The sequence below is a fragment of the Dactylosporangium sp. NPDC051087 genome (assembly GCF_055586325.1).
The window spans coordinates 82,528-107,561 of record NZ_JBVJIJ010000024.1; the positions used below are offsets into that span (position 1 = coordinate 82,528).

The following is a 25,034-nucleotide window of genomic DNA, read 5'->3' on the forward strand; positions in this document are numbered from 1 at the left end:
TCGCTCGCCATTCAGCCGGACGGTGGCCGCCGCGGACCGGCGCCTCCCCGCTCGCACCCCGGACCACAACCGGCCCGCACCCGGGGTAACGCTGAATGGGCGGGTGAGGATCTGGCTGTGGTTCTTGACGTGCGCCGCCGTCGCGTCCGCCGCGGCCGCCGCCCTGACGCCGAACGGCTTCGGCGCGTTCTGGGTCGCGGTGCAGGTGGCCTGCCTCGGCGCGGCGGTGGTCGGCGTGCGCCGGCACCGCCCGGCGCCCGCCGCCACGTTCTGGCTGCTCATCGCCGGCGTCGGCGTCTCGTGCGGCACGACCGCCGCCGAGGTCGCCGTGCCGGGCCTCGCGCCGGCGGCGGAGGCGGGCTACCTGCTGTCCTACCCGCTGACGGGCGTCGCGCTGTGGCTGCTCGCCCGCCGCCTGCGGCCGTGGTCCTCGAACCGCCTGCTCGACGCCGTCATCGCCCTCATCGGCATGGCGCAGCTGGCGTGGGCGTTCGTGCTGTACCCGCTGCTGTCCCGGGCCGGCCTGGACCAGGCGACGACCGCCGGCATCACCACCCTCGCCGTCTGCGACCTCCTCGTCGTGTCGATGCTGCTGCGCGTCGCGTTCGCGGCCCGGCCCGGCGTCGCGTACGGCCTGCTGCTGGCGTCGACGGCCGCGATGGTCCTCACCGACGTCAGCTACGTGATCATGTACGTCTGGGGGCGCGGCGGCGTCGTCGAGGCACCGATGGCCTCCGTCGGGTGGCTCGCCTGGAGCTTCCTGCTCGCCGCGGCGTGCCTGCACCCGGACATCCGCGACATCGGCGACCGTCCCCGCCCGGGCGACGTGAGCGCCACCCCCATCGCCGGGTTCATCGCCCTGGCGCTGCTCGGCCCGGCCGTCCTCATCGCCGACCTCGGCATCCACCGCGGCACCGGGTCGTGGGTGCACTCGCTCGTGCCGGCGGTCCTCACCGCCGCGCTCATGGTGGCGATGGTGCTGCGCCTCGGCCGGGCGCTGCGGGAGCGCACGTCGCTGCAGCAGGAGCTGGCGTTCCGCGCCCAGCACGACGTGCTGACGGGCCTGGCCAACCGGGAGGAGTTCCGCGCCCGCCTGCAGGCCGGCATCGACGCGCTCGACGGCGTCGGCCTGCTCATCGTCGACCTCGACGGGTTCAAGGACGTCAACGACACGCTCGGCCACCCCGCGGGCGACGCGCTGCTGCAGCAGGCGGCCGCCCGGCTGCGCGCCATCGCCGGCCCCGGTGACCTCCTCGCCCGGCTCGGCGGCGACGAGTTCGCGGTGGTCTGCGCCGGCCCCGCCGGGCTCGACGACCTCGCCGAGCGGTGCGTCGCCGACCTCGCCCTGCCGTACCTCGTCGACGGCCGGGAGCTGCGCCTCACCGCGAGCGCCGGCGTCTACGCCGGCGAGCCGGCCAGCACCGGCGAGGCGCTGCAGAACGCCGACCTGGCGCTCTACGCGGCGAAGGAGGCGGGCCGCAACCGCGCCGAGCGCTACGACCCCGCGATGCGCGCCGCGCAGGTCGCGCACGCCGCGCTCGCCGAGCAGCTGCGGGCCGCCGTCGACGGCACAGGCGGCGGCAGCGGCGGCGGGTTCGCCGTGCACTACCAGCCGGTCGTCGACGTCCACACCGGGCGCGTAGCGGCGGTCGAGGCGCTGCTGCGCTTCACCGCTCCCGACGGGACGGCGGTCTCGCCGGTGCGCTTCGTGCCCGTCGCTGAGGAGACCGGGCTGATCGGCCGGCTCGGCGCCTGGGTCCTGGAACGCGCGGCGACCGACGCCCGCGCCTGGCACGCCTCGCACGGCATCTCCGTCACCGTGAACGTCTCCGGCCGCCAGCTGCGCAACCCGCGGTTCGCCGACGAGGTCCTCGCCACCCTCAAGCGCACCGGTCTGCCCGGCGCGGCGCTCGTCCTGGAGATCACCGAGACGGTCCTGGTGACCGCGACCGTCGAGGAGACCGAGGCGGTCAGCCGGCGGCTCGCCCGGCTGCGCGCCCACGGCGTCCGGATCGCCATCGACGACTTCGGCACCGGCTACTCGTCCCTCGCGTACCTGCGTACCCTGCCCATCGACGTGCTGAAGATCGACCGGGCGTTCGTGTCCAGGGTCGCCGACCGCCAGGAGAAGGCACTCTTCCGCGCCGTCGTCGAGCTCGCCCGCGCCATGTACCTCCGCCCGGTCGCCGAGGGCGTCGAGACCGAGGAGCAGGCCGCCGCGCTGCGCGAGCTGGACTGCGACTACGCCCAGGGCTTCCTGTTCGCCCGACCGATGCCCGCCGACGCCCTGCAGACCTTCCTCGCCGGCCAGCTGGTGCCTTAGGTCCTACCGTCCTGCTCCTGGGCGGTCCGCAGGGTCGAGGAGTGCGGGACCCAGTCGGCGAGCAGGACGGGGTGGCCGAGCCTGCGCAGCGTCGTCACCACCTCCGGGTCGTCGTCGACGACGACCGCGATCGACGACTCGCGGGCCAGCCGGGCCAGCTGAGCGGACTTGAAGTCCCTCGCCGGGCGGCGGTCGCCGGCCGGCCGCATGAAGAGCAGCTCGGCGGGCAGGCCCGCCCGGCGCAGCCAGGCGTCGGTCACCGGGCGCAGGTGCTCGGGGCGGCCGGTGAGCCAGACCAGGACGTGCTCGGCGGCGTGCCGCAGCGCGAGCTCCACGCCCTCCGGCAGGACCGGGTCGCGGTCCGCGGCGGCGAAGAACCGGGCCCAGTCCTTGGGCCGCCGATCGAGGTGCCTGAGCCGGTGCCGGACGTCGGCGACCACACCGTCGATGTCGAACACGGCGAGCGCCGCGTCCCGCTCCACTGCTTCGTCCACGGGCACATCATGCCGTTCATCCGCCAGTACCGTCACACTGGAAACGGCAGGTGACAGATATTTCGGAAACGTCGGGTTCACCCTCGAGGAAGTACGCCAAGCGGACGTTTTCGCAGCTCAACCGGCGTAGTCTTCGCACCGGGCGTGGCGGCCGCGGCAGAGCGGCCACAGGGGACGAGGCCCAGCGTGGCGGTGCCCCACCGCGCCGATCGAAGGGGGTGTCCGCTTGATGCGGATCATGTTGGCCGGCCTCCGGGTCGCCCGAGTGGAAGCCTACGACCATGTGGCCGCCTGAGGCGGAGCGGTTCGCGGACCGGACGGCCGCGGGTCGCATGCTCGGCACGGCGGTCGCGGCACACCTGCGGCAGCTCGACATGACGCAGGCCCCGCTGGTGCTCGCGCTCCCCCGGGGCGGGGTCCCCGTCGGGCACGCGGTGGCGGAGGCCCTGCGAGCCGACTTCGACCTGATGGTCGCCCGGAAGATCGGCCTGCCGTGGCAGTCCGATCAGGGTGTCGGCGCGATCGCGGAGAACGGCCCACCGGTGTTCGACCGCAGCGCGCTCGCGTGCGCCGGGCTGAACACCAGTGACCTCGCGCCCGCCGTCCAGCGGGAGCGGGTGGAGCTGCGGCGCCGCCAGGAGCGGTACCGCGGGTCACGGCCGGCCGCCGAGGTCACCGGACGGGTGGTCGTGCTCGTCGACGACGGGCTGGCGACCGGGGTCACCGCGCGGGCGGCGATCCGGGCGCTGCAGACCCAGAAGCCGGCGCACATCGTGTTCGCGGCCCCGGTCTGCGCCGCGGAGTCGGTGGACCTGCTCACCGGCGACGTCGACGCGGTGATCGACATCCACTCCCCCCGGGAGTTCCACGCCCTCGGTCTCTACTACACCGATTTCACCCCGGTCACCGACGCGGACGTCAGCGACATCTGCGCCATGGCCTGGGGCGCCGTGAAGGTGCCCACGCCGGTCTGACCGGCACACCGCACGCACTGCCCGCCTCCAGGGTTTAACCCACCGGGGGCGGGTAGAGCGTCACCCCATGAGGGCGAGTCTTGCCGCGACCGTCGAGGTCCGCGGGGATGCGACCGTGGTGCACGTGGCCGGGAGTCTCGGCGTGAGCACCGCGCCGATGCTGCGCACCACCGTCCTGGAATGTCTCGCCGCCGAGCCGGCGCTCATCGTGCTCGACGTCGCCGGGCTGCAGGCCCACGACGACGTCGCACTGACCGTGCTCCCGGCCCTCGCCCAGCACGCCGCTGCCTGGCCCGGCAGCGCCGTCACCATGGCGGCCGCCCCCGCGCCGCTGCGCTCCGCGCTGGACCGCATGGCGGTCGCGCGGCAGATCCCCCTGTTCGCGACCACCGACGCGGCCATCGCGCACGGTGGCGCCGGCGCGCCCGGCGGCGAGCCGCGCGCGATGCGGGTCAAGCTCCAGCCGATGGTCGACGCGACCGCCGCGGCGCGGCACCTGGTGGACCGGGCCTGCCGGACGTGGGGGGTGTCGCGCCTGGCCGACCTCGCCGAGCTCATCGTCACCGAGCTGGTCAGCAACGGGGTCCGGCACGCGCGCACCGAACTGGAGGTCCGGGCCGGGCTGCGCCACCGCCAGCTGCACCTCTCCGTGCGCGACGGCAGCCGCGAGCTGCCGGTCCGCGGCACGACCGGGGACACCCTCGCCGAGAGCGGCCGCGGGCTGCTCGTCGTCGAGGCGCTCACCCACCGGTGGGGCTGCACGCCGCTGCCCGACGGCAAGGTCGTCTGGGCCACCCTGCGCGCATAAAAGCGCCACGGAAAGGTCACCCGGTACCTCACCCTTTCACATATTCATTGGCAATTCCCCCGTGCGTACAGTGACCGGGAAAGCAATTCCGCCCGGTTCCACGACCGCACGCTCAACCGCGAATCGCTTGCTGCGCAACGCGATGGGATAGGGGGGAGTCTCCACCATGGAGACAATGCCCATATACAGAGACCGATTTGATTCGGCACTTTCACTGGAATCATGGCGCGAAGGAGACGAGGAGATCCTGCGGCCGGCCGGGGTGCTCGACCATGCGGCGAGCCTCGACCTGCGACACGCGCTCAGCCAGCGGCTGGACGCCGGACAGGTCAACCTGACCGTCGACCTTTCGCGGCTGCGACTGCTCGACTGCGCGGCCGCCGACACCCTGCTGCGGGCCCAGCTGGAGGCCCAGGAGCGCGGCGGTGGCCTGCGCACCCCGGGCGCCTCCGACCTGGTGCTCGACGTCCTGGAGATCATCGGGGCGGCGAAACGCCTGCGGGCCTACGACGATCCACCGGTCGGCGCGCCGCCGCCGGTACAGGAGGACGAAGAGCCGCAGAGCCAGTGGACGACGGTCAACGAGCTGCTGCGCCAGGCCGCCTCGATGGACGTCGCGGACACCCGGCGGGGTGCGCTGCGGCAGCGGGCGATCGAGCACAGCCTGCCCCTGGCCGACCGCCTGGCGCGCCGGTTCCACGGGATGGGCGAGTCGCCCGCCGACCTCAGCCAGGTCGCCGCGCTCGGGCTGATGAAGGCGATCGACGGCTTCGACCCCGACTACGGCACCGACTTCGGCGGCTACGCGACCCCGACGATCGTCGGGGAGCTGAAGCGGTACTTCCGGGACAAGGGCTGGGGCGTGCACGTGCCCCGGCGGCTCCAGGAGCTGCGGATCGAGATCAACCGGGTGCGGGACACGCTCGGGCAGCGGCTGGGGCGCTCCCCCACGCCGCGCGACGTCGCCGAGCATCTCGGTGTCGCCGAGGACCAGATCCTGGAGGCGCTGGTGGCGTCCTCGGCCTACCGGCCGGTGTCGCTGTTCGCGCCGCTCGGCGGGGACGACGACGCGGGCACGCTCGCCGACGTGCTCGGCGACGACGACCGCGACATCGACGGCGTCGAGTTCCGGCAGGCCGTCAAGCCGCTGATCGCCCGCCTGCCGGAGCGGGAGCGGCGGATCCTGTCGCTGCGTTTCTACGGCAACCGCACCCAGGCGCAGATCGCCGCCGACCTCGGGATCTCCCAGATGCACGTGTCGCGGCTGCTGTCGCGCACCCTGGAAGGATTACGGCGCGCGTTGCTCGACGGTTGAGAACCAGGCGCGCCGGGTAGGAGGCGGCGTGTCCGAAGGGGGAAACGTGACGGAGCTCCACACGGTGGAGATCGCCGCCGTGCTGCGCCAGCTCACCGCCCGCCTGATCGCCAGCGACGACCTCGACGAGGCCCTCGAGGACCTCGTCGAGACCGCTGCCGACCTGGTGGACGGGGCGTCGTGGTGTGCGGTCACGCTGGTGCGGGCGGGCGGCCCGTCGACGGCCGCCGCCTCGTCCGAGCTGCCGGCGACACTGCACGACAGCCAGTACCACAGCGGCACCGGACCCTCGATGGAGGCGATCCGCACCCGTGACCTCATCGTCAGCGCCGACCTGTCGTCGGACGAGCGGTGGCCGGGCTGGCGCGAGCACGCGCTGGAGGCCGGGGTGCACGGCGTCCTGACCGTCCCGGTCGACATCGACGAGCAGGTCATCGGGGCGTTGACGGTGTACGCGGCGCAGCCCGGACGGTTCACCCCGGACGCGGGGCTCACGGCGATGCTGATCGCCGAGCACGCCGGGCTGCTGCTGGCCGCGGTCCTCGACCGTGGGCGGCAGGCGAACCTGCACGCGACGCTGACGGAGGCCCTCGCCGACGGCGAGATCGTCAACCGGGCCATCGGGATCATGATGGTGCAGCGGGCGTGCTCGTCGGAGGCGGCCCTCGAGGTGCTGCACGGCACCGCGGGCCGGCTCGGGCTGCCGCTCGCCGCGGTCGCCCAGCGGCTCGTCGAGACCGTCGAGCGCCGTGCGACCGTCGGCTAGACCGCCGCCTGGACCGCTGCCTCGGGCCCCGGCCGCTCACATCTCGCCGCGGTCGCCCAGCGGCTCGTCGAGACCGTCGAGCGCCGCGCGACCGTCGGCTAGACCGCCGCCTGGACCGCTGCCTCGGGCCCCGGCCGCTCACATCAGTGACAGCGCGGTCGCGATGCTGATCCCGATGTCGGCGTAGATCGTCAGGGCCTGCTGCCAGTGGTGGCGGGCCTTCTCGGTGTCGCCCTCGGCCCGGTGCGCGTGCGCCAGGCCGTTGTGCGCGTCGGCCTGCTCGCGGCGGTCGCCGGCGCGGTCGGCCAGGGCCAGGGCGGCGGCGTAGCTGGCCTGCGCGGTGCCGATGTCGCCGGCCGCGAGCAGCGCGGCGCCCAGCCCGTTGGTGATCTTCGCCGTGCGGTGGTGCCCGGCGGCCGTGCCCGGGTCGCCCGGCCGGTGCGCCGCCAGGCCGAGGCCGGTCAGCGCCCGCGCCTCGGCCGCCCGGTCCCCCTGCCGGCGGGCGGCGGCGTACGCGTGGGCGTGCAGGAGGAGCCCGTCGCGGTCGCCGCTGCCGAAGGAGCGCCGCACGGCCGAGGCCAGCGCCGTGGTGTGGCCGGGCCAGCCGTGGGCGGCGGCGTGCCCGGCCACGGCGACGAGGTTGGCCCGCTCGGCGTCGAGCCACGCGCGGGCGGCCACCGCCCCGTCGAAGGCCGGCCCGGCCGGGTCGCGGTCCGGCCTCCGGCGGGGCCGTGGCCCGCCCGGGACCAGCAGGCGCGCCGCCGCCCGGGCGGTGTGCAGGTAGTGGTCGAACAGGCGGGTGAGGCCGGCCCGGGCGGCGCCCGGCGGCTCCTCCTCGGCCGCGCGGTCCGCGGCATACGCGCGCAGCAGGCCGTGGAAGGTGTACCGGCCGGGCGTCGCCTCGGCGACCAGGTGGGTGTCCGTCAGCTCGGCCAGCAGCGCGCGGGTCTGCGGGACGGGCAGCCCGGCCAGACGGGCCGCCGCCGGCGCGGCGAGATCCTCCGCGGGCTGCAGCCCCAGCAGGCGGAACAGGCGCGCCGCGGCGGCGCTCAGCTCCCGGTACGACCACGAGAACGCCGCCCGGACGTCGGTGTCCGGGTCGCCGGTGGTGAGCGCGGCGAGGCGGGCACGGTCGTCGCCGAGCTGCGCCACCAGGTCGGCCAGGGACGCCTGCGGGCGGGTGATGGCGCGGGCGGCCGCGATGGCCAGGGCCAGCGGCAGGCGGGCGCAGCGCTCCACGATCAGGTCGGCCGCGCGGGGCTCGGCGGCCGTCCGCCGCTTGCCGAGGCGGTGCGCCAGCAGGTCCCGGCTCTCGTCGGGGGTCAGGACGTCCAGCGGCACGAGGTGCGCGCCCTGGCCGGCGATGAGACTCGCGAGGGTGCGCCGGCTGGTGATCAGGACGTGGCAGCCGGGCGCGCCGGGCAGCAGCGGCCGGACCTGCTCGGCGTCGCGGGCGTTGTCCAGCAGGAGCAGGACGCGCCGGTCCGCGAGCAGGGTGCGCAACAGCGCGGACCGGGCGTCCGTCCCGGCCGGGATCCCCGCCGCCGGGACGCCCAGCGCCGTCAGGAAGCCGTGCAGGACCTCACCCGGGTCCCGCGGGGCGGCCGGGTGGTGCCCGCGGAGGTCGGCGTGGAGCTGGCCGTCCGGGAACCGGCCCCGCACCCGGTGCGCCCAGTGGACCGCGAGCGCGGTCTTGCCGACGCCGGCCGGCCCGGACACCGCCGTGATGACGACCGCCGATCCGGCGGGGTGGGCGGCGAGGATGCCGTCGAGCCGCGTCACGGCGGCGAGCCGCCCGGCGAACTGCGGGAGGTCGGCCGGCAGCTGCGCGGGCGGCGGCGCCGCACCGGCCTCCGCGGGCCCGGTCCCTAGCTGCGCGCCGGATGCGCCCGTCTCCGGGGGCGGCGGCCGCAGGGCCCGCCGGTGGGCGGCGAGCAGCTCCGGGCCGGGCTGGATGCCCAGCTCGGCCGCCAGCCGGTGGCGGATGGCGGCGTACGCGTTGAGCGCGGCGGCCTGCAGGTCACCGGCGGCGAGGACGGTGATGAGGCACGCGTGCAGCGGCTCGTGGAGCGGGTTGGCGATGGCGAGCTCGCGCAGCAGGGGCAGGCACGCCGCGGCCCGTCCACTGCGCAGCGCCAGCTCCGCATACCGCAGCGCCGCCGCGATCCGCTCGTCGCCGAGCGCGACGAGCAGCGGATGGCCGTGCAGCTGCGGGATGTCGCTGAGCGGACCGCCGCGCCACAGCGCCAGGGCGGCCTCCAGGAGCTCGACGGCCTCGGCCGGCCGCGCCGTGCGGCTCAGCCGCATCAGGCGCCGGAACTCGGCGAGGTCGAGCTGGTCGTCGGCGAGGTCGAGCCGGTAGCCGCCGGGTGTGCGGCTGAGCACGGCCGGGCGCAGGGCCGACCGGAGCCTGGACAGGTAGGTCTGCACCGCGCGCACCGGCGACCGGGCGTCCCCGAGCAGCTCGACCAGGTCGGTCATCGGCGCGGGCTCGTTGGCCGACAGGGCCAGGCGGGCGAGCACCGCGCGGCGGCCGCCACGGCCCACCGGCACGTCGGCGGTGTCGCGGTGCACGGCGAGCGGCCCCAGGACGCCGATCCGCACGGGGTGGCCGGCGCCGGCGGCCGCGCCCGGTGGATCCCGGTCCCGCGGCTCGGCGGCCCGGCGCAGGGCGGTCTCGGCCGCGCCGTCGAGCGCGAGCGCGGCGGCGATGGCGTCGACGAAGCGCCGCTGCGGCCGGCGGGTGCGCCCCTGCTCCAGGTCACGGATCGCGGCGAGGCTGATGCCGGCGCGATCGGCCAGGTGCCGCTGGGTGAGTCCCGCCGCGTGGCGGCCCGCTCTGAGCAACCCGCCGAACCCGCCGCTGACGTCGTTCACGCACCGGACCCCCGTCCCGTCGGGTCCACCCTAGTACGGGTTCCGGCGCACGCTCACCCTGCACATCGAAACATGGACATGAATATTGCACTTCGACGCCGGCCCGCTGGTCACGGTCGGTCCGGCCGGTGCGGACCAGGTACGGGTTCGCGATCGGGACCGATCGGAAGCACGCCCCGCCGATGATGGTCATCGATCGATACGACACGGCGGAAGGGAACAGGGTGTTCAGATCGTTGAAGCACATGGGTGCGGCGCTGGTGGCGGTGCTCGCCGTACTGGTGGCGGTGCCCTCGCCGGCGCAGGCCTCCTCCGGCGGGGGTTGCGGCCCTCGCGTCTCCTACCACTTCGGCGGTGCGGGCGTGCTGTACGTCACGTCCTGCATCAGCTTCAGCAGCCCGCACCTGAAGCCCGACTTCTACGTCGAGAGCAACGCCCCCGGCGGGTTCACCTGCCAGGTCAAGCAGCAGATGCGGATCAACGGCTCCGCCGTGAGCGGCGGAGCCCACGTCTCGAGCTGCGTCGCCGGCCACTACGGCCCGTGGAACTACGCGGTCCTCCCGCCGACCGGCTACGCCGACGCCCGGATCGCCATCGTCGTCAACGGTGTCGAGCAGGTCGTCTCGTACAGCCCCAACGTGTACTTCCCGTAACCACCCCCGGAAACACGGCCGCACCGGCCCGCCGTCCTTGGCGAAACCGGTGCGGCCGTGCCTGTGCTGGTTCAGACGGTCAGGGTCCAGCTGTCCAGGTAGCCCGTGTTGCCCTTGTACGAGTCGCGCACCCGCAGCTTCCAGGTCCCGTTCTTCATGCGGGCGCTCATGTTGACGGTGTAGGCGGCGTCGAGGTTCTTCGCCTTGTCCTTCGAGTTGGCGGCCTTGAGGCGCTTGACGGAGCCGTTCGGCGCGATCAGCTCGACCACCAGGTCGCCCCGCTTGGCGTGCACGACGTGCACCTCGACGCGGGTCTTCGCCGACGCCTTGCCGGCGCAGCCGCTGACGACGACGGCGGTGGTGACGGTGCCGCGGTCGCGGATCGTGGCGTCGGCGCCGTTGGTGCGCACGTTGCAGGGGGCCGGTGCCGGGGCGGGTGTGGCGACGACGGCGACCGGCTGCGTGACGGGCTGCTGGGTGACCGGCTGCTGGGTCACGGGCTGCTGGGTGACGGGGGCGACGGCCGGGGCCTGGAGCAGCCGGTTCGGCGAGCCGGTGCCGGGGTTGGCGACGACGCCCGCCACCGACGTGGCCAGGAGCGCGCTCTGCACCTGCGCCGGGCTCGCCGACGGGTTCGCCGACAGGTAGAGCGCCGCGGCGCCGGCGACGTGCGGGGACGCCATCGAGGTACCGCTCATGATCGCCGAGCCGTGGTCGCCGCTGTTGCTGGCGGAGGTGATCGCGACGCCGGGGGCGAACACGTCGACGCAGGCGCCGTAGTTGGAGAACGAGGCCCGGTTGTCGCCGGAGTCGGTGGCGCCGACGGTGATCGCCTCGGGCGTGCGGGCCGGGGAGATGTCGCACGCGTCGACGTTCTCGTTGCCGGCGGCGAGCGCGTACGTGACACCGGAGGCGATCGAGTTGCGGACCGCCTGGTCCAGGGCCGGGCTGGCGGAGCCGCCGAGACTCATGTTGACGACCGCGGGCTTCTGCGCGTTCGCGGTCACCCAGTTGATGCCGGCGATGATGCCGGAGTAGGAGCCGGAGCCGTTGCAGTCCAGGACCCGGACGCTGACGATGCTCACGGACTTCGCGACGCCGTAGGTGCTGCCGCCGATCGTGCCGGCGACGTGGGTGCCGTGGCCGTGGCAGTCGCTCGCGTCGGTGTCGTTGTCGACGAAGTCGTAGCCGGAGCGGGCCCGGCCGCCGAACTCGCTGTGCGTCATCCGGACGCCGGTGTCCAGCACGTACGCGGTGACGCCGGCGGCGCCGGAGGTGTAGGAGTACGTGCCGTTGAGCGGCAGGCTCGCCTGGTCGATGCGGTCCAGCCCCCACGGCGCGCCGGTCTGGCTGGCGGCGAGCTCGACGGTGCGGTCCTGCTGGACGTAGTCGACGAGCGGGTTGGCGGCGAGCCGCTTGGCGCCGCGCTCGGTGAGCCGCGCCGAGAAGCCCTTCAGCGTGCTGCCGAACGAGCGCTCCACCTGCCCGCCGAAGCGGTCGGCGAGGCGGCTGGCACTGCCCGCCGTGTCGGCGGCGGCGACCGTGTCCTTGAGGACGACGATGTACCGGTCGCGGATCGCGCCGGGCTGCCCGGCGTCGCGGATCTGCCCCTCCGCCGGGGCGGCCAGGGCCGGAGATCCGGCGGTCACGAGTCCGGCGACCGCGGCGGCGGCGACGAACGTGGCGCGCAGGGTGACTCGCATCTGGCTTTGCCCCTCCCGAAGTGGTGACGTGCGTGCTTCACCAGATTCGGGAGCCGGCGGTGCGGCCCCGGTTCGCCGCGGGTTGCGGTGCGGTTGCGGGCCCTGTGTGCCTAGTGGGACAGGCAGTTGATGGTGGCGAGGAGGGAGTTGAGGGGACGGCCGCGGGTGAGTTTCGTGTCCGCGAGGGACAGGCCGTGCACCGACGTGGCGTGCGGCGCGTTGGCGCTGTAGAAGACCACCGGCACGTCGGCCGTCGCCTGGTTGCCGCGGAACAGGTCGAGCAGCTCGTCGCCGTCGACGCGGGGCAGGTGCAGGTCGAGCACGGCCACGTCGAAGTGCGGCTGACCGGCGGCGACGTCGAGGGCCTCCTGCGGTGTGGCCGCGGTGATCACGTGGTGGCCGCCGATCTGCAACCTGATCGCGGTGGTCTCGCGGATGTCCGCGTCGTCGTCGACGAGCAGCACTCGTGCCATGGCAGCAGGGTTCCCTTCCCGACGGATCGCAACCGTCTCATCGGCCGGGGAACCCTGCCACGTGAAGCAACTTGCCCCGCTGTCCGTCCGGCGTCGCGTCCGCCGGACGCAGACGTCAGGAACCCGACCTGCGACGGCGCAGGACGATCACCGCGACGACCACGACGACGATGACCACGACGGCGCAACAGCAGCCCCCGATCAGGCTGCTGCCGCCGCTGACCTTGGGTTTCTTCTTCGCCACCTCGCCGCTGAACTCGAGCACCGAGGGGTTCAGCGAGCTGACGACGTATGCGAACAGTGCAATCATTCCGTCACGGTAACGGGTGCTGTCACGCCCTTCATGCCCTGATCCAGGCGGTCGTGTCCGGGGGCAGGCTGCCGTCGGCGGCCAGGTCGCCGCTGGCCAGCAGGACCTCACCCGGCGGGAGCGGGGCCGGCACCTGACCGAAGTTGGTGATCACCCGGATCCCGCCGTTGCGGAAGTCGACGAGCTCGTCACCGTCGTTCCAGTCCAGGGTGCCGCGGCCCAGCTCGTACGAGCGGCGCAACCGCAACGCCTCGGTGTAGAGCGACAGGGTCGAGCCGGGGACGCCCCGCTCGGCGTCGGCGGCGAAGCGACCCCAGTCGGCGGGCTGCGGCAGCCACGACGCGGCGGCCGGCCCGAAGCCGAACGACGGGGCGTCCCGCTCCCACGGCACCGGCACGCGGCAGCCGTCGCGGCCCCGGACCTCGTGCTTGGAGCGGAACCAGGTCGGGTCCTGGCGCTCACCGTCGGGCAGCGTCGTGTGCTCCGGCAGGCCGAGCTCCTCGCCCTGGTACAGGTATGCGGAGCCGGGCAGCGACAGCATCAGCATCGTGGCGGCCCGGGCCCGGCGCAGGCCGAGCGCCTCGTCGGGCTGCGGGTCGCCGACGCCGATGCCGCCCTGCGTGCTGTACCCGGGCTCGAACCCGAGCCGGGACGCGTGCCGCACGACGTCGTGGTTGGACAGCACCCACGTACACACGGCGCCGACCGGAGCGACGCCGGCGATCGAATCCGTGATCGCCGTGCGCTGGTCCGCGGCGGTCCACGGGGCCATCAGGTAGTTGAAGTTGAACGCCTGGTGCATCTCGTCGGGGCGGATGTAGCGGGCCATCCGCTCGGCCGGCGACACCCAGGCCTCGCCGACCATCATCCGGTCGCCGTCGTAGGAGTCCAGGACCCGCCGCCACTCGCGGTAGATGTCGTGGACGCCGTCCTGGTCCCACATCGGCGGGGTGCGGTGCTCGGCGCCGGGGCTGGTGATCGGCACCTGCGCCTCGGTCCAGTCGGGCAGGCCGCTCTCCTTGATCAGGCCGTGCGCGACGTCGACCCGGAACCCGTCGACCCCCCGGTCGAGCCAGAAGCGCAGCACGTCGACGAACATCTGCCGGACCTCGGCCAGGTCCCAGTTGAGGTCGGGCTGGCTCGTGTCGAACAGGTGCAGATACCACTCGCCGTCCGGCACGCGGGTCCAGGCGGGGCCGCCGAAGACGCTCTGCCAGCCGTTGGGCGGCAGCTCACCGTCGGGGCCCAGGCCCTTGCGGAAGTGGTAGCGCTCCCGCGACTTGCTTCCGGGACCGGCGGCGAGGGCCTCCTGGAACCAGACATGGTCGCTGGAGGTGTGGTTGGGCACCAGGTCGACGACGACCCGCAGGCCGCGCGCCTTCGCGGCGGCGACGAGGGCGTCGAAGTCCTCCAGGGTGCCGAACCGGGGGTCGACGTCGCGGTAGTCGGCGACGTCGTATCCCGCGTCGTGCTGCGGCGAGGGATAGAACGGCGACATCCACAGCGCGTCGACACCCAGCTCGGCCAGGTGGTCCAGGCGCGACGTGATGCCGCGCAGGTCCCCCATACCGTCGCCGTCCGCGTCCGCGAACGAGCGTGGGTAGACCTGATAGATCACGGCATCACGCCACCAGACCAGCGAACTCACCCCTTGACTCCACCGGCCAGCAGGCCGCGAACGAAAAATCTCTGCAACGACAGGAACACGATGATCGGGATGACCATCGAGACGAACGCCCCGGAGGTCAGCCGTTGCCAGTCGTTGCCTCGGGTACCCGCCAGCTCGGCCAGCCGGACCGTCAGCGGCCGGGTGTCCGGGCCGGACGTGAACACCAACCCCACCAGGAGATCATTCCAGATCCACAGGAACTGGAAGATCGTCAGGGAGGCAAGTGCCGGCGTGATGAGCGGCAGTACGATCCGCCGGAACGTCATCGCCGGACCGGCACCGTCGACCCGCGCCGCCTCGAACAGGTCCTTCGGCAGCTCGGACATGAAGTTGTGCAGCAGGAACACGCCGAGCGGCAGGCCGAAGCAGGTGTGCGCGAACCAGACGGCGAAGAAGCCGCCGCCCCACTTGGTGTAGTCGCCCAGCAGCTGCAGCAGCGGGATGAGCGCCATCTGCAGCGGCACGATCTGCAGCGTGAACACGCCGATGAAGATCCAGTCCCGGCCCCGGAAGTTGAGCCAGGACAGCGCGTAGGCGGCCATCGCCGCCAGGCTGACCGAGAACACCACGGCCGGCACGGTGATCGTGAGCGAGTTGATGAAGTAGCTGGCCAGCCGGCCGGAGCTCGCCGAGTCGCCGAAGACGACGTCGTTGTAGTTGTCCAGGGTCAGGCTGGGGTTGGTGAAGAACTTCCACCAGCCCGTGGTCTTGATGTCCTCCTCGGGCCGCAGCGACGAGACGAACAGGCCGAACGTGGGGATCGTCCAGACGACCGCGATGACGATCGCCACGATGCTGGCGACGCGGGAGGTCAGCTTGCGCCGGACCCGGGCCGCCATCGTGTCGTCGCCCTTGTACAGCGGGCTCGCCTCGGGGACCTGCGTGTCCTCGTTCTTCTCAAGGGAAACGTCGCTCATCGGATCTCCGCTCGCTTCCGCAGCTGCCGGGCCTGGTAGACGACGACCGGCACGACGAGCAGGAACAGCACGACGGCGAGCGCGGCGCCGCGCCCCTCACCGCTGGGGTCGTCACTCAGCCGGAACGCCTGGTTGTACATCTCGAAGGCGAGCACGCTGCTCTTGAAGTTGCCGTTGGTCGAGGTCCGGACGATGTCGAAGACCTTCAGCGTCGCGATGGTGATGGTGATGGTGACCACCACGACCGCGGGCCGGATGCTCGGCATCGTGACCTTCCAGAACATCTGCCACGGGTTGGCGCCGTCGAGCTTGGCCGCCTCGACGATCTCGGACGGGATGGCCTTGATCGCGGCGGACAGGATGACCATCGCGAAGCCGGCCTGGATCCAGATCATCATGACGATCATGTAGAACGTGTTGCTCGGCGAGCTGGTGAGGAACTGCTGCGGCTCACCGCCGAACCAGACCAGGACCTGGTTGAGCAGACCGATCTGCTCCTCGTCCGCCTCGCGGAACGCGTAGATGAACTTCCAGATGATGGTCGCGCCGACGAGCGAGATCGCCATCGGCATGAAGATGAGCGACTTGGCGATGCCCTCGCCGCGGGCCTTGTCGACCAGGACCGCGTAGATGAGGCCGAACGCGGTCGCCAGCAGCGGCACGCACACCACCCAGATCAGGGTGTTGCGCAGCATGATCAGCGTGTCGTCGTTGGTGACGATCCAGCTGTAGTTGTCCAGGCCCACGAACGAGCCGCGGGAGTTGTTGTAGAACGACAGCGTCACCGTGCGGATGAGCGGGTAGATCAGCCCGACGCCGAGCAGGATGAGGGCGGGGCCGAGAAAGCCGAACATCTGCAGCCGTTCCTTGCCCTTCCCCCATCTGGGCAGGATGTCGAGCACGAACAGCAGTCCGCCGATCACCGCCACGAAGGCGCCGATGAACAGCAGAGCCGGCCAGATCTTGGCGACGTCTTCGGAGAAGTCATAGTCCATGGGGGTGTCCTCCGACCGGGCCGGCACCGGCGCCGCTTTCGCGTGGACGCCGGTGCCGGACCTTCAACGACTTACTTGGGCCAGGTGCTTTCGATGTAGTCCAGCGTTGCCTTGGTGTCCTTGGTGCCGTTGATCCAGTCGGTCATACCGGTCCAGAAGGACTTCGAGCCGACGGCGGCGGGCATCAGGTCGGAGCCGTCGAACCGGGCCACGGTGGCCGGGTCCTGCAGGATCTTCACCGACAGCTGGTCGATCGTGCCCTTGACCAGGCTGGTGTCCAGGTTCTTGTTGGCCGAGATCCAGTCACCGAGCGCGGCCTTGCTGTTGGCCCACTCCGCCGAGGCGAGGTAGGTCTGCACCTTGACGACCTCGTCGCGGTCCGAGAACGCGGAGACGAACTCGCCGGCGACCAGGACGGGCTTGCCCTTGGCGGGGTCCACGGCCGGGAGGTAGAAGGCGAAGACGTCGCCGTCCTCGGCCACGTTGGTGCCCTTCGCCCACTGGTTGGAGTAGAAGTTGGCCTGGCGGTGCAGACCGCACTTCTTGTCCTTGACCGGCAGGCCACCCTCCTGGAAGGAGGTGGTCACGATGGTCTTCGGGTTGCCCACGTACTTGGGGTTCTTGAGGATCGAGGCGGTCCGCTCGGCGGCCGAGACGATGCGCGGGTCGTTGAACGGGATCGTGTGGTTGACCCACTGGTCGTAGACGTCCGGGCCCTGGTCGCGAAGGACGATGTCCTCGATCCAGTCGGTGGCCGGCCAGCCGGTCGCGTCACCGGACTCGATACCGGCGCACCACGCCTTGATGCCGGTGGCCGCGATGTCGTCGGAGAGCTTGATCATCTCGTCCCACGTGGTGGGGACCTTGTAGCCCTTCTCCTTGAACAGCTGCGGCGAGTACCAGACCAGCGACTTGACGTTGGCGCCCAGCGGCACGCCGTAGATCTTGCCGTTGACCGTGGAGTACTTGGCCCAGTCCTTCGACCAGTTCTTGTCGAGGTTGGCCTTCACCGGCGCGGGGAGCTCCTTGAGCTGGCCCTTCGTCGCGAACGACGCGAGCAGGCCCGGCTGCGGGAAGACCGCGATGTCCGGCGGCTGACCGCCGTCGGCGCGCACCTTGATCTGGGTCTCGAACTCGCCGGACCCCTCATAGTCGATCTTGATGTTGGTGCACTCTTCGAACTGCTTCCACGAGTTCGTCAGCTTGGTGGCTTCGGCGTCGCGGATCGTCGCGTAGATCGAGACGGTCTTCTTCTTGTCGACCTTGTATTGCGCGTACGGCGCGCACTCGGGCTTGTCGGCGTTGGATGTGCCGGTGTCACTGCCACTGTCACCGCAAGCGGCGGCGACGAGTGCCAGCGCGGCCACACCGGCGAGCGCGAACGCCCGACGCCGCCTCGAGAGGACAGCCATGGTTAGCCTCCTTTGGCTAGACCCGGTCCGGGCGAACAGCTCCGCCCACGTACCGGTGTGCTGTGTCCCTCGGATGTAAGCGTTTGCAAGGTCGGTTTGTCGAGCCCTTCTAGGGGATTCATCGATAACGAGTTAGCAACACGGCGGACATATTGCTGTCGCCTGGAGTGTTGCTAGCCTGCCCCCTGTGGCCGACGTTCCCGTGCCCGTGAGCATGGAGGACGTGGCCCGGCTGGCGGGCGTCTCCACCGCCACCGTGTCACGCACCCTCCGGGGGCTACCCAACGTCTCCGACGAGACGCGCGACCGCGTGCTGCACGCCGCGGCGTCGCTGTCGTACGTCGTGTCACCGATCGCCTCACGACTCGCCAGCGGCCGCACCCACACCGTCGGGGTGATCGTCCCGTACGCCGCCCGCTGGTTCTTCGGCCAGATCGTCGCCGGCGCGGAGTCCGTCCTGCGCGAGCACGACCTCGACCTGCTGCTGTACAACCTCGGCGACGTCGCCGCCCGGCAACGCTTCTTCGGGCAGCTCCCCCTGCGCCGCCGCGTCGACGCCGTCCTCGTCGTCGCCATGCAGTTCAGCGACCCCGAGATCGACGACCTGCGCAGCCTCGGCGTCCCGATCGTCGCCATCGGCCACGACGTCCCCGGCGCCGGCGTGGTCCGCATCGACGACGTGGCCGCGGCCACCTCCGCCATCCAGCACCTCCTGAGCCTCGGCCACCGGCGCATCGGCATGATCTCCACCTACGCCGACCAGGCGATGTTCCTGCCCGTCGCGCACGCCCGCCGCCGCGCCTACCTCGACACCCTCGCCGCCGCGGGCCTCCCCGCCTGCGACGAGCTCGTCATGTCCGTCCCGCACGGCCTCGACGGCGGCGAACAGGCCATGCGCCGCCTCCTCGCCCTCGCCGACCCACCCACCGCGGTCTTCGCCGAGTCCGACGAGCTCGCCTTCGGCGCCCTCTCCGCGCTGCGCCGCACCGGCCGCCACGTCTCTGTCATCGGCTTCGACGACCACGAACTGAGCGCCCTGCTCGACCTCACCACCGTCCGCCAGCGCGTCTTCGAACAGGGCGTCCTGGCCGCCGGCATGCTCCGCCGAGCCATGACGGTCAGTGACTGGACCCCCGAAGAGCTGCTCATGCCCACCACCCTCGTCCTGCGCTCCTCCACTTGGCCCGTCGCGGTTAGGACCGCCCGGACCGGGTAGCTCGCGGCCCGTTGGATTCCCTTCGGTAAGCACTTCAGGGGGTTAGTGACATGACCGAGATGCCGGTGACCTGGGAGCAGCCGGACGACGAGCTCGAGGACCTGATCGGCCCCGACACGGACCTGATGGACCAGGAGCCGGAGCAACCCACACCCACCGACTTCTTCTGGGAGGACGATGAGGAGTAACGCACGGCACAGGCCGGACGGGGGGTATCTCGTTTTTGGGGCCCGGCTAGGGCGTGCTAGAGTTTCCTCCGTTCAGCCAGGCGCCGCTAGCTCAACTGGCAGAGCAGCAGACTCTTAATCTGCGGGTTGTAGGTTCAAGTCCTACGCGGCGTACGCGACAAAGGCCCAGGCCCCGGCATCACTGCCGGACCTGGGCCTTTCGCGTTGTGAGGGTCGTACAGCCACCCCGTACAGCCAACGACTTGCCGGACGCCCGCTCCGCCTGTCGCCGTGGCGCCAAGACGACGTGCGAGACAACGCGTCGCTCCCGCCGGTCCCCTCACGCAGCGCACGGGCCGCTCGCGTCCGCATTGCTGGCCCGAGGCAACAATGTCCAGCTCAGTGCGCGGTGCTCGCCGTTGGGCTAGCGACCCAGAATCACCATCTTCAGCAGACGGAGTGCACGAGCGCGACGCGCTCGATCCGCGGACCAGAGATAGACACCTGCCACTAGCAGAATGCCAATGATGCAGGTCAGAGCGGCCCACGCGGGGTAAGGCATGATAACGATCGTTCCTTTCAGGACGGGATGAGGTCTAGCCCACACGCCGATTGACGCAGTCAGCGGATGTGGGTCTCGTGGCGCCAACTCCGCAGCCGCCGCCTGAACCGAGTCTGGGCCACCGTCGGCCGTCGTTGACGCCGCGCTACGACTCTTGACAATGAGGGACCAGACTTTACAAGCGCTGACAGGGGCGGACGATCTTGAGTGAGACGGCCGACGGCGACTCGCCGCGCCAGCAGGAACAGCCATCCAGCCAACTGGCGGCTCTGCGCGCAGCGATCGAGGAGTTGCATATCCAAGCGGGCGAGCCAAGCGTGCGACAAATTGCCGGAAAAACCTCCTACGCAATTAGCCATACAACGGTCCACGCCGTTCTTCGATGCAAGAGGCTACCAACGTGGGGACAGCTGGAGATTATTGTTGACCAGCTAGGAGGTAGTACCGAGAAGTTTAAGCAGCTCTGGATTGACGCCAGAAACGCCAAACGCCGCCCCGTGGCAGTTCCGAACGATGACGCACATCGGAACATTTCGGATGAAACGGCGCCCGATTCCGAAACGTCTGGCGACAACGAAGGCGACAGCACCCTGCACACGAAAGTTCTAGCGGACATGCTTCAGGAGCTGATTGATGATATCGAATTAATTGGAACCGGCCAGTCGGCCGGCGTTCCAACCGGATTTATCGACTTGGACCGGCTTCTAAATGGACTGAGCCCAGGCCAACTCATTGTGGCAACTGGCCTGCCGGCGATCGGCAAGTCGACGTTCGCGCTCACTGTTGGCAGACACGTTGCCGTGAAGCTCGGCATACCCGTGCTGTTCATGTCCTTCCGCATGACAAAGATCGAGGTGATCCGACGCCTCGTCTCGGCCGAAGCCCGGATACCCGTGCATGTTCTGAGTTCCGGCCAGCTGACAGACGATGACTGGACCAAGCTCGCTCGCCGACTCGGTGAGATCTCAGAATCGCCGTTCTTTGTCCACGACCCTCACACGCCCGGTCTGCAAAATGTTGTCGACGAAGCTCGCAGGGTGGCGACTGAACATGGCCTTGGCCTTCTAGTGGTCGACAGTGTAAGACAGCTCGCAGAAGTAGACGGACCAAATCCGGCAAGAACCAAGGAGATGGAAGTATCTCGCGCACTGAAGAATCTAGCGCTGGAGCTTCAAATCCCAGTGGTAGCGATTGACTCGATCCAGCACGACCCTGACGGTAACGAGAGGAGGCAGCAACCACCCACGATCGAAGATCTCAACGGGATCGACAGTGACGCTGACGTTGTCATTGTGGTCCATCGCGACGACTTTTACGACATGATGTCACCACGAGCAGGCGAAGCGGACTTTATCGTTGTTAAGCACCGGAACGGCCCTACAGATACGATAACCGTGGCCGCACAGCTGCACCTTGCACGCTTCGTTGACATGGCGATGTAGCAACGGTTGAGTGGGGGATGCCGACACGGTTTGAGCACCGTCCATTCCTCAAACCGTGTCACAAAGCAGCTTCTAGTCACCGAACAACTTGCTGGCGGCGTCGTCTATTGCAGTTCGCTCTACGTCTTCGAGGACGTGGGCATACGTGTTCATCGTGAGTGAGATCTGACTGTGGCCGAGCGTCTTCATAACCGTTCTGGGCGAAGCACCTGAGGCGAGCAGGAACGTTGCACAAGCGTGCCGCAGGTCATGGAGCCTAAGCCAGGCCAGTTCGGCTCTCGCACGTGTTGCGTGCCACACCCGGTCGGCGTTCCGCGGCTCCTTGGGTGTGCCGATCACCGATGGGAAGACGAGGCCGTGCTCCTTCCAGCGCCTGCCCGCCTCCTCGCGTTCGTTCCTCTGGCGGATTCTGTGCGCCTTCAGTGCGGCAAGCGTCGGGCTTGGGATCGGGACCGTACGGCGGGACCGGTCGGTCTTCGGAGCCGAGAACGCCAGTTCACCGTTCACCCGCGACAGCGCCTGGCGGACGGTGAGGCGGTTCTCGGAGAAGTCGATGTCGGACCAGCGCAGGCCGAGCAGTTCGCCGCGACGTAGGCCGACCGTCAGTGCGCACACCCAGAGGGCTTCCAGGCGGTCACCCTGGATGGCGGCGATCAGGCGCTTCGCCTCTTCCAGAGTCAACGCGCGACGTTCGGTCCTCTTGGCGGCCGACGGCTTCACGGCGAGTGCGGGGTTCCGGTGGATCAGCTCCTCCCGGAGGGCATCCGCGAGTGCATTTCGGATGATGCCGTGGATGTGTCGAACGGTGGTTACCGGCAGCTTCGACTCTGCTTTCGCCGAGATCATGCGGCGGATCATGGTTGGGGTCAGCTTGTCGAGCTTGGTGGTGCCGAGCGTTGGCCTGACATGGCTCTCGATCAGCCACAGGTACATGCGAATCGTCGTGGGGCGGGTGCCCTGGTGGGCCTTCATGACCAGCCACTCGTCGAGCCATTGCGACAGCGTGCGCGGTGCGGCGGTCAGGTTCTCTCCGCGTTCCATTCGCTTCTTCAGATCGTCGCGTTTGGTGATGGCTTCGGCCTGGGTCTTTGCGTAGACCGTCTTTCGCCGGCGTTTGCCGTCGATCCAACCGAGGTCGACTGAGGCAGCCCACAGGCCGGGGCGCTGCTCGTAGACCGATCCCTCACCGTGGCCTCGGCGTCGTATGGTGGTCATGCCGCCTCCTCTTGGCCGGTCAACAGCAGTTCTTCGATTGCGGCGACGGGGATGAGCCGGGCGCGGCCCACCTTCACCGAGCGCAGGCGGCCGGAGCGCATCAGCACGTAGACGGTGTCGCGACTGACGCTCAGCAGTTCGGCTGCCTCGGCCGGCCTCACGCTCTTCCTTGCCACTTCGGATCTCCTTGCGGGGGTGAGGGGCAGACGGGACGGGTTCGCGGAATCCGCGGAATCCGCGCTTCGTGAGTTGTGCGGGTTCTGCGGATTGCGCGGCGTCATGCGGTCACCGCCGAGAGGGGGTGGACAGTGCCCGCGGGCTTCGTGATGTCTGGGTGGGTGAGCCACGCCGGCGACGGTGGGCGGCCTACTCCCCCGCGATCCACTGATGGTTCCGGCCGGAGGAATCCGTGTGCCTGCAACAGATTGAGTGGTGGGTCGAGGTCGGTGGCCTTGCGGAATCGGCCTCGGGAGAGGGCGCTGAAGAGGTCGCGTTTGGTGAAGCGGTGACAGGTCGTTCGCTCGATCCACGCGAGGATGTGCCGGGCGTCGTCGACCACCGGGTCGGTGCCCATGTCGTCGAAGGCGGTGATGGCGTGCTCGGCGAAGTAGCGGCCGAGCGTGGCGGCCCGTTCGACGGTCGCGGCCTCGATCGGGCGGGTGCAGCCGTCGGTGAGGTGGGTTGCGAGGTGGAGCAGGCCGGCGATGCGGGCGACGGCTCCGGTGTACTTGCTGCCCCAGTCGACGATGTGCGCCCACGCGCCGTTCGGTGCGAGGCGGGGTTCCACCTCGCGTTCGATGTCGAGGATGCTGGCGTTCGCGGTGACGGTCAGGGCAGGACGGCCGGGTCGGTCCAGCCGTCGAGCGCGGAGACCAGGCCGCCGAGATGTACCCCATACGCCTCGGCAACGGCCGCAGGTACATGCGCGGTGCCGATGCGGCGGCGGCCGACCGTGTTCTCTGGCAGGGCGAAGAGGATGCGGGCGAGGAGGCCCTTGCCGCGGAAGCCGGGCATGAGGGCGATGTCTCGCAGCACCTCAGGTTGGACCGCCAGGCCGAGGGTCAAGGCCGGGGCGTCGACATGCTCTGTTGGGCGGGAGCGGCGGTCGACGCGGAGCATGTCTCCGGCGTGGCCTTTGAGGAAGACCTCCAGGTTGGGGTGCCGCTGTAGCGGCCGGCGAGGGTGGCGAAGATGCCGCCCTCCGGGGAGAGGACCGCGAGTCGGCCGCCCTGTTCGGCGAGCAGGGATGCGGCTTGTTCGCTGGTGACGTCGTCGGCGATCAGTCTGGGCAGGACCGGGATGCTGATGGCGTCGGCGCTCATCGTCGCGCCTGCCGCATCGGTGATGAGGCGATCACGTGCCGGACCGGCGCCATGGGCGGCAGCGTTCGCCGCTCGTTCGGCGGCCTTGGTGGCAACGCGCCGCTGGGTCCGGAAGGTGCAGGCGGGCAGCGCCCGGTGCATCCGGATCTCCCGGCAGTACAGCAGCATCGCGTTGACGGCGAACGCGGCGCTGGTGCCGGCTGCCGCGACTCGGGCGGTGATCGTCTGCTCCAGTGCCGGGCTGGCGTGCGCGCCGACGGTGTACAGCACGGCAAGGTCGTAGCCGGGCAGGTAGCGCCCTGCGTACTCCCAGCCGACCAGGGCGCAGCTGTCGCCGTCGAACAGTACGTTCGCCGGCAACGGATCGCCGTGTGCCGCGACCAGCTCACCGCCGAAGGCCAGCAGCCGGTGGAGCGCGGCGTAGTCGCGATCGTCGAGCAGCCCGGCGTCGTGTTCAGCGGCGGCGCGGGCCGGGTAGTCGACGGCGGCGAGCAGCCGCGAGGCGGGCCGCCACCCCTGGACCCGGTCGAGGGCGTCCAGCAGCTGCTGGACGCGCTCGGCAGCGGGTTCTGCGGTCAGGTGCCGGTGGGTCGTCGAGCCTGTCGCCGGGCACGTGGCTGAGCACGGTGAGCCGCTCGTCGTTCCAGAGCAGCCGCGGCGCGCGCACGGGCGGCGGATCGGTGGAGAACCGGTCGTAGGCCTGCAGTTCGTGCTCACGGCGGGCCACCCAGTACGGGTCGGCGGTGGTCAGCAGCTTCGCCACCACCGGCTGACCGGCGCGGCTGCCGATGGCGACGATCGCCTTGTCGGTGTGGTGCACGACCAGGTCGCACGACACCCCGGCGCGCAGGCTCCGCTCACGCAGCTCAGCTTCGTCCGCGCTGAGACGTCCGTCGACGGTCATCAGGGCAGGTTCACTGCTGGTCCGGGGCGGCGGGAGCGATTCGGTGGCTCGCCGCCCGGGTGCTCGCCCCACGCGTCTGCGCGAGCACGGCAAGGTAGTCCCGTCCGGCTTCGTCGAACCAGTCAAGGCCCGGGTCGTTGACCGTGACCCAGGTACACCAGGGCCGCTGTGGGTAGACACGACCGACCGGGTACGAGCGCCACCACTGCTCGACGAACTTGGCGTGCAGCGCGGCGAGCACGGCGTCCCTCGACCAGGAGCACCGCATACGGCAGCACCGCAACGCCGTCGATGCTGCCGTCGCCGCCGGGGGTGGGCGCCGCCGCCTGCACGAGCTTCCTCGACGCAGAACGTACCGGCGACTCCCACACCGCAACAAAGACTCTCAACGAATCCTACCTTCTCAGCTCAAGCGGCACCTGTTTTCTATCGACCCAGCATGTAAGCAACTCTTAACGAACAACTGATGTTGACTGCCGCGAACTGACACACGTAGCGACCCGAAATAACCATTATT

Annotated in this window: 23 protein-coding genes, 1 tRNA gene and 1 pseudogene; 10 read left to right on the forward strand and 15 right to left on the reverse strand. The window is 70.7% G+C overall.

Annotated elements, in window-relative coordinates:
- The first annotated feature begins 103 nt into the window (after nucleotides 1-103).
- Nucleotides 104-2,323, forward strand: a complete 2,220-nt coding sequence (locus ACZ6TV_RS38605) for a putative bifunctional diguanylate cyclase/phosphodiesterase (RefSeq protein WP_465303466.1) — start codon at nucleotides 104-106, stop codon at nucleotides 2,321-2,323.
- On the opposite strand, the gene ACZ6TV_RS38610 is transcribed toward ACZ6TV_RS38605, so the two are convergent.
- Nucleotides 2,320-2,817 (reverse strand): phosphatase domain-containing protein, encoded by a 498-nt coding sequence (locus ACZ6TV_RS38610; protein ID WP_465303468.1) that lies wholly within the window; start codon nucleotides 2,815-2,817, stop codon nucleotides 2,320-2,322. The two genes, ACZ6TV_RS38605 and ACZ6TV_RS38610, sit on opposite strands and share 4 nt — an antisense overlap.
- A gap of 281 nt (nucleotides 2,818-3,098) precedes the next feature.
- Between ACZ6TV_RS38610 and ACZ6TV_RS38615 the strand changes: the two genes are divergently transcribed.
- From ACZ6TV_RS38615 to ACZ6TV_RS38630, 4 genes are all read left to right on the forward strand, one after another.
- Nucleotides 3,099-3,791, forward strand: a complete 693-nt coding sequence (locus tag ACZ6TV_RS38615; RefSeq protein WP_465303470.1) for a phosphoribosyltransferase — start codon at nucleotides 3,099-3,101, stop codon at nucleotides 3,789-3,791.
- 67 nt (nucleotides 3,792-3,858) lie between these two features.
- Nucleotides 3,859-4,599, forward strand: coding sequence for an ATP-binding protein (locus tag ACZ6TV_RS38620; protein ID WP_465303472.1), 741 nt, complete (start codon nucleotides 3,859-3,861; stop codon nucleotides 4,597-4,599).
- A gap of 175 nt (nucleotides 4,600-4,774) precedes the next feature.
- On the forward strand, nucleotides 4,775-5,914 hold the full coding sequence (locus ACZ6TV_RS38625) for a SigB/SigF/SigG family RNA polymerase sigma factor (RefSeq protein ID WP_465303474.1): 1,140 nt from the start codon (nucleotides 4,775-4,777) through the stop codon (nucleotides 5,912-5,914).
- A gap of 46 nt (nucleotides 5,915-5,960) precedes the next feature.
- Nucleotides 5,961-6,680: a GAF and ANTAR domain-containing protein gene (locus ACZ6TV_RS38630; protein ID WP_465303476.1), complete on the forward strand. Its 720-nt coding sequence runs from the start codon at nucleotides 5,961-5,963 to the stop codon at nucleotides 6,678-6,680.
- A 138-nt stretch (nucleotides 6,681-6,818) separates the two neighbouring features.
- Here ACZ6TV_RS38630 and ACZ6TV_RS38635 read toward each other — a convergent pair whose 3' ends face one another.
- The gene (locus ACZ6TV_RS38635) at nucleotides 6,819-9,557 is read right to left on the reverse strand and encodes a BTAD domain-containing putative transcriptional regulator (RefSeq protein ID WP_465303478.1); all 2,739 of its coding nucleotides are present in this window, start codon (nucleotides 9,555-9,557) and stop codon (nucleotides 6,819-6,821) included.
- Nucleotides 9,558-9,781: 224 nt separating this feature from the next.
- Here ACZ6TV_RS38635 and ACZ6TV_RS38640 point away from each other — a divergent pair, with 224 nt between their 5' ends.
- Nucleotides 9,782-10,210, forward strand: a complete 429-nt coding sequence (locus ACZ6TV_RS38640; protein ID WP_465303480.1) for a hypothetical protein — start codon at nucleotides 9,782-9,784, stop codon at nucleotides 10,208-10,210.
- A 71-nt stretch (nucleotides 10,211-10,281) separates the two neighbouring features.
- Here the strand turns inward: ACZ6TV_RS38640 and ACZ6TV_RS38645 are convergent, their stop codons facing one another.
- The 7 genes from ACZ6TV_RS38645 to ACZ6TV_RS38675 form a co-directional block, all read right to left on the reverse strand.
- Nucleotides 10,282-11,913, reverse strand: coding sequence for a S8 family peptidase (locus tag ACZ6TV_RS38645; RefSeq protein ID WP_465303482.1), 1,632 nt, complete (start codon nucleotides 11,911-11,913; stop codon nucleotides 10,282-10,284).
- Nucleotides 11,914-12,023: 110 nt separating this feature from the next.
- A complete protein-coding gene (locus tag ACZ6TV_RS38650) occupies nucleotides 12,024-12,386 on the reverse strand; it encodes a response regulator (protein ID WP_465303484.1) in 363 nt (120 codons plus the stop codon).
- 115 nt (nucleotides 12,387-12,501) lie between these two features.
- The gene (locus tag ACZ6TV_RS38655) at nucleotides 12,502-12,696 is read right to left on the reverse strand and encodes a hypothetical protein (RefSeq protein WP_465303486.1); all 195 of its coding nucleotides are present in this window, start codon (nucleotides 12,694-12,696) and stop codon (nucleotides 12,502-12,504) included.
- 31 nt (nucleotides 12,697-12,727) lie between these two features.
- The gene (locus tag ACZ6TV_RS38660) at nucleotides 12,728-14,344 is read right to left on the reverse strand and encodes a glycoside hydrolase family 13 protein (protein ID WP_465303488.1); all 1,617 of its coding nucleotides are present in this window, start codon (nucleotides 14,342-14,344) and stop codon (nucleotides 12,728-12,730) included.
- Nucleotides 14,341-15,282 carry a carbohydrate ABC transporter permease gene (locus ACZ6TV_RS38665; protein WP_465303490.1) on the reverse strand — a complete coding sequence of 314 codons (942 nt, stop codon included), beginning with the start codon at nucleotides 15,280-15,282 and terminating at the stop codon, nucleotides 14,341-14,343. Before ACZ6TV_RS38665 ends, ACZ6TV_RS38660 begins: the two co-directional genes overlap by 4 nt.
- Nucleotides 15,279-16,277: a carbohydrate ABC transporter permease gene (locus ACZ6TV_RS38670; protein ID WP_465303492.1), complete on the reverse strand. Its 999-nt coding sequence runs from the start codon at nucleotides 16,275-16,277 to the stop codon at nucleotides 15,279-15,281. The genes ACZ6TV_RS38665 and ACZ6TV_RS38670 overlap by 4 nt, the downstream gene beginning before the upstream one ends.
- Nucleotides 16,278-16,348: 71 nt before the next feature.
- Nucleotides 16,349-17,689, reverse strand: coding sequence for an ABC transporter substrate-binding protein (locus ACZ6TV_RS38675; RefSeq protein WP_465303494.1), 1,341 nt, complete (start codon nucleotides 17,687-17,689; stop codon nucleotides 16,349-16,351).
- Between the two features lie 187 nt (nucleotides 17,690-17,876).
- Between ACZ6TV_RS38675 and ACZ6TV_RS38680 the strand changes: the two genes are divergently transcribed.
- The 4 genes from ACZ6TV_RS38680 (at nucleotide 17,877) to ACZ6TV_RS38695 (ending at nucleotide 21,076) form a co-directional block, all read left to right on the forward strand.
- Nucleotides 17,877-18,905: a LacI family DNA-binding transcriptional regulator gene (locus ACZ6TV_RS38680; RefSeq protein WP_465303496.1), complete on the forward strand. Its 1,029-nt coding sequence runs from the start codon at nucleotides 17,877-17,879 to the stop codon at nucleotides 18,903-18,905.
- Between the two features lie 50 nt (nucleotides 18,906-18,955).
- Complete coding sequence (locus ACZ6TV_RS38685) at nucleotides 18,956-19,093, forward strand: hypothetical protein (protein WP_203853294.1); 138 nt, start codon at nucleotides 18,956-18,958, stop codon at nucleotides 19,091-19,093.
- Nucleotides 19,094-19,173: 80 nt separating this feature from the next.
- Nucleotides 19,174-19,246: transfer RNA gene (locus ACZ6TV_RS38690), tRNA-Lys, on the forward strand.
- Nucleotides 19,247-20,248: 1,002 nt separating this feature from the next.
- Nucleotides 20,249-21,076, forward strand: coding sequence for a DnaB-like helicase C-terminal domain-containing protein (locus ACZ6TV_RS38695; RefSeq protein ID WP_465303663.1), 828 nt, complete (start codon nucleotides 20,249-20,251; stop codon nucleotides 21,074-21,076).
- 72 nt (nucleotides 21,077-21,148) lie between these two features.
- Here ACZ6TV_RS38695 and ACZ6TV_RS38700 read toward each other — a convergent pair whose 3' ends face one another.
- The 6 genes and pseudogenes from ACZ6TV_RS38700 to ACZ6TV_RS38725 all read right to left on the reverse strand — a co-directional run bounded on the left by ACZ6TV_RS38700 (nucleotide 21,149) and on the right by ACZ6TV_RS38725 (nucleotide 24,785).
- On the reverse strand, nucleotides 21,149-22,291 hold the full coding sequence (locus tag ACZ6TV_RS38700) for a tyrosine-type recombinase/integrase (RefSeq protein ID WP_465303498.1): 1,143 nt from the start codon (nucleotides 22,289-22,291) through the stop codon (nucleotides 21,149-21,151).
- Entirely contained in the window at nucleotides 22,288-22,467 is a 180-nt protein-coding gene (locus ACZ6TV_RS38705) for a helix-turn-helix domain-containing protein (RefSeq protein ID WP_465303500.1), read from the reverse strand. The genes ACZ6TV_RS38700 and ACZ6TV_RS38705 overlap by 4 nt, the downstream gene beginning before the upstream one ends.
- A gap of 101 nt (nucleotides 22,468-22,568) precedes the next feature.
- Complete coding sequence (locus ACZ6TV_RS38710) at nucleotides 22,569-23,078, reverse strand: DUF3987 domain-containing protein (protein ID WP_465303502.1); 510 nt, start codon at nucleotides 23,076-23,078, stop codon at nucleotides 22,569-22,571.
- A 41-nt stretch (nucleotides 23,079-23,119) separates the two neighbouring features.
- Nucleotides 23,120-24,156: pseudogene (locus ACZ6TV_RS38715) on the reverse strand (DUF3987 domain-containing protein).
- Nucleotides 24,068-24,517, reverse strand: a complete 450-nt coding sequence (locus ACZ6TV_RS38720; protein WP_465303673.1) for a hypothetical protein — start codon at nucleotides 24,515-24,517, stop codon at nucleotides 24,068-24,070. Before ACZ6TV_RS38720 ends, ACZ6TV_RS38715 begins: the two are co-directional and overlap by 89 nt.
- Nucleotides 24,518-24,527: 10 nt before the next feature.
- Nucleotides 24,528-24,785 (reverse strand): hypothetical protein, encoded by a 258-nt coding sequence (locus ACZ6TV_RS38725; RefSeq protein ID WP_465303504.1) that lies wholly within the window; start codon nucleotides 24,783-24,785, stop codon nucleotides 24,528-24,530.
- Between the last annotated feature and the right edge of the window lie 249 nt (nucleotides 24,786-25,034).